Origin of the sequence: Oceaniglobus indicus, assembly GCF_002751875.1 — a bacterium.
GTDB classification, from domain to species: Bacteria; Pseudomonadota; Alphaproteobacteria; order Rhodobacterales; family Rhodobacteraceae; genus Oceaniglobus; species Oceaniglobus indicus.
This window is the reverse complement of the sequence record NZ_NMZM01000007.1, coordinates 16,728-29,019: the sequence shown is the minus strand read 5'-3', so window position 1 is coordinate 29,019 and position 12,292 is coordinate 16,728. Positions and strand designations below refer to the sequence as shown.

At 63.4% G+C, this 12,292-nt stretch carries 15 protein-coding genes and 2 tRNA genes; 11 read left to right on the top strand and 6 right to left on the bottom strand.

Going from position 1 to position 12,292, the window contains the following annotated elements; all coding sequences use genetic code 11:
• The gene (locus CFP68_RS18455; protein ID WP_241524059.1) at nucleotides 1-372 is read right to left on the bottom strand and encodes a hypothetical protein; all 372 of its coding nucleotides are present in this window, start codon (nucleotides 370-372) and stop codon (nucleotides 1-3) included.
• Here CFP68_RS18455 and CFP68_RS11895 point away from each other — a divergent pair.
• Both CFP68_RS11895 and CFP68_RS11890 read left to right on the top strand, forming a co-directional pair.
• On the top strand, nucleotides 371-1,147 hold the full coding sequence (locus CFP68_RS11895) for an HpcH/HpaI aldolase family protein (RefSeq protein ID WP_099827162.1): 777 nt from the start codon (nucleotides 371-373) through the stop codon (nucleotides 1,145-1,147). The genes CFP68_RS18455 and CFP68_RS11895 overlap by 2 nt on opposite strands.
• 172 nt (nucleotides 1,148-1,319) lie before the next feature.
• Nucleotides 1,320-1,403: transfer RNA gene (locus tag CFP68_RS11890), tRNA-Leu, on the top strand.
• Between the two features lie 40 nt (nucleotides 1,404-1,443).
• Here the strand turns inward: CFP68_RS11890 and edd are convergent.
• Entirely contained in the window at nucleotides 1,444-3,249 is a 1,806-nt protein-coding gene (edd, locus tag CFP68_RS11885; protein ID WP_099827161.1) for a phosphogluconate dehydratase, read from the bottom strand.
• Nucleotides 3,250-3,476: 227 nt separating this feature from the next.
• Between edd and CFP68_RS18110 the strand changes: the two genes are divergently transcribed.
• The 3 genes from CFP68_RS18110 to CFP68_RS11875 are packed head-to-tail and all read left to right on the top strand — an operon-like array spanning nucleotide 3,477 to nucleotide 5,468.
• On the top strand, nucleotides 3,477-3,650 hold the full coding sequence (locus tag CFP68_RS18110; RefSeq protein ID WP_158234164.1) for an RSP_7527 family protein: 174 nt from the start codon (nucleotides 3,477-3,479) through the stop codon (nucleotides 3,648-3,650).
• Between the two features lie 40 nt (nucleotides 3,651-3,690).
• A complete protein-coding gene (locus tag CFP68_RS11880) occupies nucleotides 3,691-4,929 on the top strand; it encodes an RSP_2647 family RNA methyltransferase (protein WP_099827160.1) in 1,239 nt (412 codons plus the stop codon).
• The gene (locus CFP68_RS11875; protein ID WP_099827159.1) at nucleotides 4,929-5,468 is read left to right on the top strand and encodes an RSP_2648 family PIN domain-containing protein; all 540 of its coding nucleotides are present in this window, start codon (nucleotides 4,929-4,931) and stop codon (nucleotides 5,466-5,468) included. The genes CFP68_RS11880 and CFP68_RS11875 overlap by 1 nt, the downstream gene beginning before the upstream one ends.
• 111 nt (nucleotides 5,469-5,579) lie before the next feature.
• Here the strand turns inward: CFP68_RS11875 and CFP68_RS11870 are convergent, their stop codons facing one another.
• Nucleotides 5,580-6,893: an ATP-binding protein gene (locus CFP68_RS11870; protein ID WP_099827158.1), complete on the bottom strand. Its 1,314-nt coding sequence runs from the start codon at nucleotides 6,891-6,893 to the stop codon at nucleotides 5,580-5,582.
• On the opposite strand from CFP68_RS11870, the gene CFP68_RS11865 reads away from it, so the two are divergent.
• Complete coding sequence (locus CFP68_RS11865; RefSeq protein ID WP_241524058.1) at nucleotides 6,892-7,884, top strand: MBL fold metallo-hydrolase; 993 nt, start codon at nucleotides 6,892-6,894, stop codon at nucleotides 7,882-7,884. The genes CFP68_RS11870 and CFP68_RS11865 overlap by 2 nt on opposite strands.
• A 50-nt stretch (nucleotides 7,885-7,934) precedes the next feature.
• Nucleotides 7,935-8,009 (top strand) — tRNA-Asn (locus CFP68_RS11860).
• 82 nt (nucleotides 8,010-8,091) lie between these two features.
• On the opposite strand, the gene CFP68_RS17920 is transcribed toward CFP68_RS11860, so the two are convergent.
• Nucleotides 8,092-8,574, bottom strand: coding sequence for a hypothetical protein (locus tag CFP68_RS17920; protein ID WP_145953444.1), 483 nt, complete (start codon nucleotides 8,572-8,574; stop codon nucleotides 8,092-8,094).
• A gap of 90 nt (nucleotides 8,575-8,664) precedes the next feature.
• On the opposite strand from CFP68_RS17920, the gene CFP68_RS17915 reads away from it, so the two are divergent.
• Nucleotides 8,665-8,943 (top strand): hypothetical protein, encoded by a 279-nt coding sequence (locus tag CFP68_RS17915; RefSeq protein ID WP_145953443.1) that lies wholly within the window; start codon nucleotides 8,665-8,667, stop codon nucleotides 8,941-8,943.
• On the top strand, nucleotides 8,940-9,098 hold the full coding sequence (locus CFP68_RS18105) for a hypothetical protein (protein ID WP_158234163.1): 159 nt from the start codon (nucleotides 8,940-8,942) through the stop codon (nucleotides 9,096-9,098). The genes CFP68_RS17915 and CFP68_RS18105 overlap by 4 nt, the downstream gene beginning before the upstream one ends.
• 40 nt (nucleotides 9,099-9,138) lie before the next feature.
• Here CFP68_RS18105 and CFP68_RS11850 read toward each other — a convergent pair whose 3' ends face one another.
• Nucleotides 9,139-9,621 carry a hypothetical protein gene (locus tag CFP68_RS11850; protein ID WP_145953442.1) on the bottom strand — a complete coding sequence of 161 codons (483 nt, stop codon included), beginning with the start codon at nucleotides 9,619-9,621 and terminating at the stop codon, nucleotides 9,139-9,141.
• A 73-nt stretch (nucleotides 9,622-9,694) separates the two neighbouring features.
• Here CFP68_RS11850 and CFP68_RS11845 point away from each other — a divergent pair, with 73 nt between their 5' ends.
• On the top strand, nucleotides 9,695-9,943 hold the full coding sequence (locus CFP68_RS11845) for an aspartyl-tRNA synthetase (protein ID WP_099827154.1): 249 nt from the start codon (nucleotides 9,695-9,697) through the stop codon (nucleotides 9,941-9,943).
• On the opposite strand, the gene CFP68_RS11840 is transcribed toward CFP68_RS11845, so the two are convergent.
• Nucleotides 9,940-11,169 (bottom strand): DNA methyltransferase, encoded by a 1,230-nt coding sequence (locus CFP68_RS11840; protein ID WP_099827153.1) that lies wholly within the window; start codon nucleotides 11,167-11,169, stop codon nucleotides 9,940-9,942. The genes CFP68_RS11845 and CFP68_RS11840 overlap by 4 nt on opposite strands.
• Nucleotides 11,170-11,374: 205 nt before the next feature.
• Here CFP68_RS11840 and CFP68_RS11835 point away from each other — a divergent pair, with 205 nt between their 5' ends.
• Entirely contained in the window at nucleotides 11,375-12,145 is a 771-nt protein-coding gene (locus CFP68_RS11835; RefSeq protein ID WP_099827152.1) for a hypothetical protein, read from the top strand.
• Nucleotides 12,146-12,292 lie beyond the last annotated feature (147 nt).

The window sequence follows — 12,292 nt, the reverse complement described above, 5'->3', positions numbered from 1 at the left end:
TCATTCCACCGGGCCGTCGCCGTCGTCGCCGGGAAATGTCACGATCAGTTTCCACAGGGCGTAAAAGCCGGCCGCGCCGAACAGCGCCGCCCAGACGGTCGCGCCGTTCGACAGTTCGAACGCAGCCCAGCCCAGGCTGAACACCACGATCGCCACGCGCCGCCACAGCGGCGCATAGAATGGATCACGCGGGTTCAGCAGCATCGTGAACCGCTTGGCGCTGTTGTCGAATACATCCTGCCGCCCTTTTGCCGATGACAGCACGACACATGCCGCAAATCGCGCCGCCTGTCGATCATCCACCGCCACACGATTGACAGAATGGCGCGACGCGCCCCACCCTGTCGCAAAAGCCGAAAGGACAAACGCCATGGAAAACCCGTTGAAAACCCTCTGGGCAGAAGGAAAGCCGGTTCTCAACGGCTGGTGCTCCATCGGCAGCGCCCATACGGCGGAAATCATGGCACGCCAGGGTTACGATTCGCTGACCGTCGACACACAGCACGGCGCGTTCGACTATGGCGCGGCATTGTCGATGTTGCAGGCCATGGGCGGCAAGAAGGTGGTGCCGCTGGCGCGGGTGCCGTGGCTGGACGCGGGCGCGATCATGAAGCTGCTGGATGCGGGCGCCATGGGCATCATCTGTCCGATGATCAACACGGCCGAGGACGCGGCCGCCTTCGCCAGCTATCTGCGCTATCCGCCGCACGGCCAGCGGTCGTTCGGGCCGACACGGGCCGGGCTGGCGTATCCGGGTTACGGCGTGGCGGCGAACGACGCCGTGCTGGGCTTTGCGATGATCGAAACCCAGGCCGGACTGGACAACGTCGAAGCCATCGCGGCGACGCCGGGAATCGACGGGCTGTATGTCGGGCCCGCCGATCTGACCCTGGGGCTGAGTCAGGGCGCCCTGCCCGCCGGGTTCGACCGCGACGAGCCGGAAATCGTGGCGGCGATCAAGCGGATCGCACAGGTCGCGCTGGATGCGGGCAAGATCCCGGCGCTGCATTGCATGTCGCCCGAATACGCCGCAAAGGCGCTGGACTGGGGGTTCCGCATGGTCACGCTGAACGGCGACGCGCGGCTGCTGGCGGCCGCGTCCGGTGCCAGCGTGGCGGCGTTTCGTGCGCTGCAAAACGACGCCTGAACGGCGCCGCAGCCCACGCGGGCCTTGCGGCACACCGCGGCGATTTTCGACGGAACGGCACGTTGTTTTCGCCGCATCGTGCCGCTAAGACATGACGATGGCCCGATACAGGCCGACGGAACGCCCGCTGCCGGTATCGCGGCCCTGGGCACAGACAGACAGATCCGCGTCACCCCGCTTGCTGGAATCGGTAGACAGACCCGACTTAAAATCGGTTGCCCTTGTGGGCGTGGGGGTTCAAGTCCCCCAGCGGGGACGCGGGATCGGCTGGAACAACAGCGCGCCGCGCGCCGACATCAGATCACGACGCCCGCCCCGTCGCTGGCCAGGCCGACGTTCTGGCGGAAGACCTCGAACAGCTCGCGCCCGACGCCGTTGCCATTGCCCGACAGGTCGGCCTCGGCCACGTCGCGGGTGTCCAGATCGACGCCGATGGCATCCAGCGTGCCGTTCACCGCGTCCACCCGCACGACATCGCCGTCGCGCAGCCGCCCGATGGGACCGCCGCGCGCCGCCTCGGGCGAGACGTGGATCGCCGACGGCACCTTGCCGCTGGCACCCGACATTCGCCCATCGGTGACCAGCGCGACCTTCAGGCCGCGATCCTGCAATACCGACAGGATCGGCGTCAGCGAGTGCAATTCGGGCATCCCGTTGGCGTGCGGACCCTGGAACCGGACGACGACAACGGTATCCTCGGTGAATTCCCCGGCCTGGAACGCCGTCTTGACGTCGCGCTGGTCGTGGAAGATGCGCGCCTTCGCCTCGATGATGTGTCGGTCGGGATCGACGGCCGACACCTTCATGACGCCGCGTCCCAGATTGCCCTGCAGGTCCTGCAGACCGCCCGTCGCCTTGAACGGGTTCGACACCGGGCGCAGGATCTTGTCGTTCAGCGTCTCGGTCGGACCGGCGCGATAGTGGAAGACCCCGTCCCGAATCTCGGGTTCGCGGGTATACTGCGCCATGCCTTCGCCCGCGACCGTCTTGACGTCGGGATGCAGCAGACCGGCCTCGAGCAATTGGCCGATCATGTAGCCAAGCCCGCCGGCGGCGTGGAAATGGTTCACGTCGGCCAGCCCGTTGGGATAGACCTTGGCCAATTGCGGCACCGCCGCCGACAGGGTCGCGAAATCCGACTGGTCCAGGATCACGCCCGCCGCGCGGGCCATGGCGGGCAGATGGATGATCAGGTTCGTCGATCCGCCCGTCGCCATCAGTCCGACCATGCCGTTGACGAAGGCCTTTTCGTCCAGGATCTCGGACACCGGGCGATAATCGTTGCCGAGGGCGGTGATCCCCAGCGCCGTCTTGACGCCTTCGTCGGTCAGCGCGTCACGCAGGGGCGTGCCCGGATTGACAAAGGACGCGCCGGGCAGATGCAGTCCCATGAACTCCATCAACATCTGGTTGGAATTGGCGGTGCCATAGAACGTGCAGGTGCCGGGGCCGTGATAGGACGCCATCTCGGCCTCCATCAGCTTGTCGCGCCCGACCTCGCCGTTGGCGAACTGCTGACGCACCTTGGCCTTTTCGTCGTTCGGTAAACCGCTGGTCATCGGGCCCGCGGGCAGGAAAACGCCGGGAATATATCCGAAGGTCGCCGCCGCAATTATCAGACCTGGGACAATTTTATCGCAAACCCCGAGATAGACCGCGGCATCGAAGACATTGTGCGACAGCGCGACACCGGCCGCCAGGGCGATCACGTCGCGCGAGAACAACGAAAGCTCCATCCCCGTCTGACCCTGGGTCACCCCGTCGCACATCGCCGGAACGCCGCCGGCCACCTGCGCCGTGGCGCCCAGCGCGCGGGCCGCGGCGCGGATGCGTTCGGGATAGGTTTCGAACGGCTGATGCGCCGACAGCATGTCGTTATACGCGGTGACGATCCCGAGGTTCGGCGCCCGGCCCGCGGCCAGCGTTTCCTTGTCCTGGCCCATGGGGGCATAGGCGTGGGCCTGATTCCCGCAGGTCAGATGGGCGCGGCGCGGCCCCTCTTCGGCCGCGCGCGCCATGCGGTCGAGATACCTCTCGCGGGTCGGTCGGCTGCGTTCGATGATGCGGTCGGTGACGTCGGAAACTGTCGGGTTCAGCGGCATGGCCTGGCTCTCCGGTGCTTGCTTTGGCGAACGGTGGAATTGCTTTCCCGGCCGGATTATCACGTTAGGTTAGCGCTAACAACACCGGAGGCACGGCCGCGTCCCGAGGCGTTCCGCAACAGCTTGCGTTTTATGCATAGCGGCCATGCCGGTATGGCTCTGGAATGCCTCGGGGGGCGGGCATAGCTGTGCCTCATCGAATTGACCAACCCCCCGAGGAGATCCCGATGATCACCAAATCACCGAACCCGAACGACGCCATCGACCTGTTCGAAATCGAAAGCCGTGCCCGCGCCCTGCGCGCCGAAGCAATGCGCGGCACCGGACGGGCGCTGTCGGCATGGATTGCCGCGCGCTTTGGTGGCGCCACCGCGCCTGCACCGCGCAGCGCCAAGGCCTAAGCCCTTTCGGGCGGTCGGCAAAGCGGATATGGGCAGAGGCATGAACACCTCATCCAATCCGCCCGCCGACCGCCCTGCCCCTTTTGCCGACGACATGCCCGTCGTCCGGCTGCGTCCGAAGACGGACGCACGTGCGATCCGCCGGGGAAGCCCCTGGGTTTTCGACAACGAACTGGTCGTCGACCGGCGCACGTCGAAACTGACCCCCGGCACCATTGCCCGCCTTGAAGATGCCGAACGTTCACCGCTCGGCATCGTGGCGGTCAACCCCGCCTCGAAGATCATCTGCCGGATGCTCGACCGCGATCCCGCGGCCGTCATCGACCGTGCTTGGCTGACCGCGCGCCTGACGCGCGCGCTGTCGCTGCGCGAACGCCTGTTCGACACCCCCCATTACCGCCTGATCCACGCCGAGGCCGATGGCCTGCCCGGTGTCGTCATCGACCGTTTCGGCGATGCCGCCGTGGTCCAGCCGAACGCCGCCTGGGCCGATCTGATGCTGGAGGATCTGGTTGCCGCCCTGGTCGAGGTCACGGGCGTGTCCTGCGTGGTGAAGAACGCCAGCGGCCGGGCGCGCAGCCTGGAAGGGCTGGACGAGGAGACCGTGATTCTTCGCGGATCGCTGGACGGGCCGCTGCCGGTGCCGATGAACGGCGCAACCTACATGGCCGACCTGCTGGGCGGTCAGAAGACCGGGTTGTTCCTGGACCAGCGGCCGAACCACGCCTTTGCCGCATCGCTGGCGCGCGAAGCACGGGTTCTGGACGTGTTCTCCCATGTCGGCGGCTTCGCGCTGGCCGCGCTGGCCGGCGGCGCGACATCGGCGCTGGCGGTCGACGGTTCGGCCGCCGCGCTGGAACTGGCGCAACGGGGCGCCGAAGCCGGTGGTACGGCGGCGCGGTTCTCGACCCGGCGCGGCGATGCCTTCGAGGCGATGGCCGCACTGGCCGCCGAGGGCGAAAGCTTCGATCTGATCATCTGCGACCCACCCGCCTTTGCGCCGAACAAACCGGCGCTGGAGGCGGGCTTGCGGGCTTATGAGCGGGTCGCGCGCCTTGCCGCGACGCTGGTTGCACCGGGCGGATACCTGGTGTTGTGTTCGTGTTCGCACGCCGCCGACCTGGGCCGGTTCCGCGGCGCGTGCCTGTCGGGCATCGGCCGGTCGGGCCGCTGGGCGCAACAGCTGCACACCGGGTTTGCCGGGCCGGACCATCCGCAATTGCCGCAACTGGCCGAAACCGGATACCTCAAGGCGTTGTTCTTCCGCCTGGACGGCTGATGCGTGCGGTTCTGGACGCCAATGTGCTGTTCCCGACGGTCCTGCGGGAAATCCTGATCGGCGTCGCCGCGGCGGGCGTCTATCGTCCGCTGTGGTCGCCCCGGATCCTTGAGGAATGGGCCCGCGCGACGAACAAGTTGGGACCGGGGGCCGAGGATGTGGCGCGCGGCGAAATCGCCCTGCTGCGGGCGGCCTGGCCGGAAGCGTCGGTCCTGCCGCGCGACGGCGATCTGGCGCGCCTCTGGCTTCCCGATGCCGACGACGTTCATGTTCTGGCCGCAGCCGTCGCCGGATCCGCCGATGTGATCGTGACCCTGAACGCCAGGGACTTCCCCCGCCACATCCTGAGCGAAGAAGGTGTGTCGCGCCAGGATGCGGATCAGTTTCTGAGATCGGTCTGGGACGGCAATGCCGACGCGGTGGCGCGGGTGGTCCGGCAGGTGCACGCCAAGGCCGAGGAGCTTTCGGGCGAGACGCTGGAACTGCGCGCCCTGCTGAAACGGGCCCGCCTGCCAAGGTTTGCGCGGCTTCTGACGTGACGCCCGGACAGGGTGCGGCCAAGCTGGGCCGGCAGGTGCCTCCGGCGGGAGTATTTCGGGCAAGAAAAAACGCGGAGCGGCGCGGGTGCGGCCGGTCACGGCGCCAAAGGCTCAGCGGGCCAGCACCAGGTCGGCCTTCAACCCACCCAACCGCTCGGACCGGTCCAGCCGCAGGGTGCCGCCGTGCTGGCGCGCGATGTCGATGGCGATCGACAGGCCCAAGCCGACGTTCCCACCGGTGTTCAGGTTGCGCGCCCGATCGAGGCGCGAGAACGGCTTGATCGCTTCGTCACGCGCTTCGGGGGAAATGCCCGGGCCGTCGTCCTCGACCGAGAAAACCACGGCGCGATCCGACAGGACACACGAGATTTCAGCGCGCGTGCCATGACGCACGGCGTTACCGACGAGGTTCTGCAAGGCCCGGCGAACGGCCACGGGGCGCAGCGTGACTTCTGCGCCGGTCGGTGCCGTGGCGATGACGACGTTCTGTCCGAGGCGCGCCGCCTGTGCCACGATGTCATCGAGCAGCGCGCCCGGATCCACCGGTTCCGCATCGTCCAGGCTTTCCGATCGGGCGAAATCCAGGAAGGTGTCCAGCATCGCCTCCATGTCGCGCACGTCACGCTCCATCGCGTCGCGTTCGGTATCGTCTTCCAGCATCGACAGGCTGAGCTTGAGGCGCGTCAGGGGCGTGCGCAGATCGTGGCTTACCCCGGACAGCATCAGCGTGCGCTGTTCGATCTGGCGTTCGATCCGGTTGCGCATGTCCAGAAACGCCGCCCCCGCCGCCCGCACCTCGGTCGCGCCGCCCGGGCGATAGGGGTGATGGCGCCCCCGCCCGAACGCCTCGGCCGCGACGGCCAGCCGTTTGATCGGCCGCATCTGGTTGCGCAGGAACAGGAACGCGATCACCGTCATCAGGAAACTGACGAAGGCGGTCAACACCAGCAACTGATGGGGGTTCGACGCCGACACCCGGCCACGCGGGATCGACACCGTCGCCGGGCCAAGCGCGGTGGTCATCCCCAGCAGCACGCGCTTGTTCGTTTCGGTCAGCTCGATCCCCGTCACCCCGGTCATCTGTTCGCGCAGGGTGTCGATCACCTTGCGCCCCGACAGGTCATAGAATCGGCGCCGGTCCGTCGTCGGCACGCTTGCCGCCGGCACCGTCAGTGTCAGCCCCAGCGCCCGGGCCAGGGACGATGCGTCATCTGCACCGCCCGCCGGGCGCGCGACGGCATCGCGGATGACATCCAGTTCCAACGCGACCGAGCGCGTCATCTGCACCGTGACGTCCTCGTAATGGCGCTGGATGAACACGATCGAAACGACCAGCTGGATCGTAATGATCGGGGTCAACAGGATCAGCGCGGCACGGCCATAGAGAGAACGCGGAGCATACCGTTTGAGCCAGGAAAAATTCATGCCCCTTGCTATCGCGTGCGCCACGCACAAGAAAGAGAGGATGCGCGATCCCTCGCACCCTGCCCTCACGGCCACCCAACCCGCTTCGGCGTTCGATCCGACGCCGGGCGTTTGCGAAACCGTGGCCGACGGCGTGCGCCGGATCCTGGCCCCGAACCCTTCGGCCATGACGTTCCGGGGCACGAACACCTATATCGTTGGGCATGGGGAGGTCGCGTTGATCGATCCCGGTCCGATGCACCGGGGCCATGCCGATGCCGTGCTGGCGGCGTTGGCCGGGGAACGGATCAGCCATATCTTCGTCACCCACGCCCACCTGGATCATTCCGCCCTCGCCCACCACCTGCACCGTGAACTCGCGATTCCCGTCCTCGCCTTCGGCACCGCGCAGACGGGGCGGCGCCCAATCATGCAAGCGTTGGAACGTGACGGCCAGATCGGCGGCGGCGAAGGTGTAGATGCGGCATTCGCCCCAACGCACACCCTGCCCGACCGCGCGCGCGTCGCCGGAAGCGGCTGGAGCATCGAAGCCCTGCACACCCCCGGCCACATGTCCAACCACATGTGCTTTGCCTTCGACGAAATCGTGTTTACCGGCGATCACGTCATGGGCTGGTCAACCTCGATGATCTCGCCGCCCGACGGCGATGCCGCGGCCTTCCGCGCCTCGTGCGAGAGGTTGCTGGCACGCCCGGAAACCGTCTATCTTCCCGGCCACGGTCCGACGATAACGGATGGTCCGGCAAGGGTGCGTGCGCTGCTCGACCACCGCGCGGCGCGCGAAGCACAGATCTTGGCGGCGTTGGCGGACGGAGGGCAGGATGTCGCGACACTGACCGCCCGCCTCTATGCCGGGCTCGCACCACAGCTTCGCACGCCCGCGTCCCGAAACGTGCTGGCGCACCTCATTGATCTCGCTGAAAGAAACCGGGTTCTCGCCGATTCAACGCCACATCCGCACACACGCTTCTCACTGAACGAAAATTTCTGACGAAACGCCCTTTACGACACCCGCACCTGTTGCTAGTAACCACCGCATGGTCCGGCGTAGCTCAGCGGTAGAGCAGTTGACTGTTAATCAATTGGTCGTAGGTTCGATCCCTACCGCCGGAGCCAATTAACTACTTGATAGTTAAGCAAAATGGGCGAACCTTTGGGTTCGCCTTTTTTCGTTTTTGCAACGATTTTGCAACGCGGGCTATTTCTTACGCTTTGCCAAAAGCTGTTGAAGCTCAATATCTTGCTTCAACTGCACGTCGAAGCGCGCGCGTGCCTTTTCATAGGCCTTTCGCACAGAATCTGGATTGCCATTCATGTTGCAAACCTCATCGACATACTCATTGGCAGTGCGGGAGATGTTGAGTCGCTCACCCTTTTCCGCTCGCTTGGTCATGCGCTCGATGAACCATTCGAAAATATGGTCGTAGTCGTAACCGGACGGCGGCAGCGAATCCTTCTCCTTGTAGAAGCCCAGTATGTGGGCGAGCTGGGCTTGGTCGCCTGCCGCCATGTCATACTCCGCGACCACCGACGCTGACCGCTTAACATAGTCTTTCACCCATACCGGCAAACTCGTTTCGTCGATTTGCGCGGCGAGCAGCCGCCACGCCTTTTGTGCGTTGCCCGGCTCGCGCTCGGCGTCGCGGGCCATCTGATCTTGAAGATTGGAATTTTCGTCCATGCTCGCCGCTCCAAAAATGGGGTTCTCGGTGTGGGATATTGGTTTGGCCGACACGGCAACAATGCAACGCATCATGAAGGAGTTTTTCCGATGCAAAACAAATCTGCAAATACTATCCGTCTTGAGTCCGTTGGCATCCAACTGCCCGCGAAGACGAATGATCTCAAAGCATCGCTCGAACAAGAGATCAACCATCGCTGCCACCGCAAAGTGACGAAGCGGCTCGCACTGCGGCTGGCTCATGCAATCATCACGAACGACCGCGATGGCATGTTCATTGCCGAGAAACTCGTCGATGAACTGCGCCCTCGCATCAAGCACGAAGCCGCATTGCGTGAAATTTACCTCGACCGCGAGGTGTGCGGATGAACATTCTGAAACCCGCTGAACTCAAACGGCCTGATCTCAAGCGCCTCACAGAAAGCCTCGAGCGGCATGACGTGACAAAAATCGAGATCACCAAGAGCGGCGTATTATCAACGCTCAAGATGACCTCAAACGGCTGGCGCGTATCGCAAGCTTGACCTCAACGCCCGCGGCCCCACGGTCGCGGGCGTTGTTCCACTAAAGCTGAATACGCGGCGCTAACTCCCTGAGAAACTTCGCCCTTGAGACTTTGGCATTCGAGCCGAGAAGCCGCTGACTATGCCAATCCAAGACATTCTGCACAGGCACGACAAAAACATCGACCACGGGAAAACCCACAATATCGGAAAGAATAAAGCCTTTGATTCCGCCCAATTTCTGCTGAAATCCATCTTCGTTAAATGCTCTCCCCGAACCAACTTGATTGCTAGGGTTGAAATAAACGCCGCCTCGAGTGATCGACCGCACTTCCCACATGCCACCGTCCGGGTCGAGGAGGTCGTATCCGGCACCCTCTGACGGTGCAAGTTTCCATCCGGGATGCTCCCACATCAGTCGCCGTTCAATAATGAACGAAACCCGGCGGCCATCCGTCAGGTATTCGCGGACATCCTTCGGTGTGATTTTGAACGCACGGGCGAGTTCTTCCTCGTCCCAACTCAACTGAAATCTGTTCTCCACTATCCCCTCCAACATTGTTACGGTGGAGTTATGGCTGGGGACGATACCCGAGTAAACATTGCAAGGAAATTGGATGAAGAGAATAGTTCTCGACCATGACGAAATTGCCGAACTCATGCGGCCTATCGTTGGCCAAGGTGGCTGGCAGGGGCTGCTTGAGCGGCTTCAAGCACTGCTGGATCAGGCCACTGGAGAAATGAATTTGTCGGATGAGGAGCGAGGATGCATATGCCGTTATGCGTTCGACTACGGAAATGGGGGCTGGGAGAGTCGCCTACGACAAATTTTTGGGCGGCACTTAGGTGAGATGAGAAACGGCTAGTGCCTCTGCAACAAAACAATCCTATTCGTGTTGGTGCCCTTTGCCCCGTTCGCGACGCCCCAGCAGTTTGCCGTCTTGGTAAAGGTCTGATCGTTGACCATAACACCTAGGCGGTCAAACGGCAGGCCTTCTGCTGCCTTCCAGACAAGCCGTTCAAGCAATACCTTACCGTTGCGGACCTCCCCCACCTCGAAAGCGACGTAGCCGCCCGGACGCAGGATGCGGGCCTGCTCGGCCAACACGCGATGCACCATTGCCGTCCACGCGTCTTCTGTGCGGTGCATGTCGATGGCGACGGTAGCCGGGTCGATACCTGCGAACCAGCAGCGCAGCCAATTGTCGGCTGCATACTGCACAATGTCTAGAAACGGGGGTGACGTGACGGTGAGATCGACCGAAGCATCTGCGATACTTGGCGCGGACCAAGCCGCGCCCGTGTGGAGGCTGGAACGCACCTGGCTCGGCGCGCAGCCGTCTTTGAGAAGGGTTTTCGATTTTTTCAGGATTACGGCTGCAACGTCGCGCTCCGGCGGAGATACGCCCAACTTCTCATTAATCTTGAGTTGCGCCTTTACAGAAACGGCTTGGTTCGGCGGCATCGACCGTCCTGAGAAGAAGCCGGGAGAGTGACCGGACAGGCGATTGATCGCTACCATCCGAATCCAGTCGGCCACGGGATCAACGTCGCTACCGTCAAGCGGTGCGCGCTCCCCTATCCAGATGCGCAGAGCCTCCAATTTAGCGAGTGTGGCAGGATGATAAAAGGCGAGAAGATCGTCCCGTATTACCTCGCCGCGGGACCAATCGACTGTATTTAGCGCAGTCGCCACCTCCTGCAACGTGATCGGGCGAAGGCGTGGACGTGTCAGAAGGACCGATAGCGGGTTTATATCGTTACCGAACGCCTGACGCGCCATCAGGGCCGCCTGCACTGGCGTCGTGCCTCGGCCCATGAACGGGTCAAACACCACGTCTCCGGGTTTCGTCAAACGTGAAATGAAGAATTCGGGCAATTGCGCTTTGAAGCAGGCCCGATAAGACACCTCATGGATGGAATGCGCCTGACGCTGTCCTGCTGTCCAAAATTCGTTGATGAGATATGGTATACCCTCGACTGCTTCGGTCGCGGTCTTTTTTCCAAACTGATCGAAGGCCCCGAGGTCAGCAATGAAGGTCTCTGCAGAAGCGGCGCACTGCACCTGATCAAAGATGGAAAGCTGGTTCATGCGAGAATCCCGTATGTTCTTGTTATGTCTTATCTCATCGGGAGGTTAAGTACAAGCTCTTGTTGTTCCCTGGTGCGAAATTAGCAGGTCTAGGCACCGAATGAAACCGCGAAGGCTGACATCTCCGGTTGATCGCCACCGGGGGCAGGTCCGATAAGCGATTTATAGGTCAACTTAACTGACCTACTTAGCAACGGAGACTGACATGACCGACCTCAACACCCTGACCAAACTCGCCCTCAACGACATGCTCACTAAGCCGTTGAACGCTTCCGCGCTCAAGAAAACCGCGAAGGCCGATCTCGTCGCGATGGTGCAGGCGCAGCCGCCGAAGCTGACCGCGATGGAGAAGCGCGTTCTCGTGGCCTACGCAGACGCCGGGATCGACTGCAACGGCGCGGAGACCGTCGATGCAATGCTCGCCGACAACATGACATGGGGCGACGTTCCCGAGATCGCGCAACGCACGGGCCTGACGCAGAAGCAGGTGCAAGGCGTGATCGCCTCGCTCTCGACCAAGGGCCTGCTCGTGATCACGGACGAAGGCGTCAACGGCGAAGGCCCCGTGCAACAGGTGCTGGCCGACAACGGCATCCGCGTCGCGTTCGACCTGATGGCCGAAGGCGTCGAGGCGAAGACCGCGCCCAAGGCCCGCAAGCCGCGCGTTCTTGAGGATCGCGTGATGCTTGAGCCGGGCAAGCCCGAAGACGTCAAAGCCACGAAGGCGGGCAGCAAGCGGCATCTGTTGGCCGAGGCGCTTGCCAAGGGCGCGACCATCGAAGAATTGATGGCAGTCACGTCATGGAACAAGGACACCGTGTCGTCAGCCTTGCGCACCGATATGGGCGCGCTCGGCTTGGGCGTCGAACGCAAGGGTGGCAAGTATTTCTTGCTCTTGCCCAAAGGCGTGAAACGCATCCCCTCGCGCGATGCGGACACGACACGCGCCGATGCGTTGGTCGCGGCGTGCAAGTGATCCTGTCCAACGGCGTGCCGATTTTGGTGCGCACCAACTATGCGGGCGGCCTTCGGGTCGCCCGTTGTCGTTTTGGCGCAGACCGCGTGAGCACGCGTCTAACGCGCGTTGTCGGCCAGCAGGCGCAATGATGCCCAAAACAGCGAG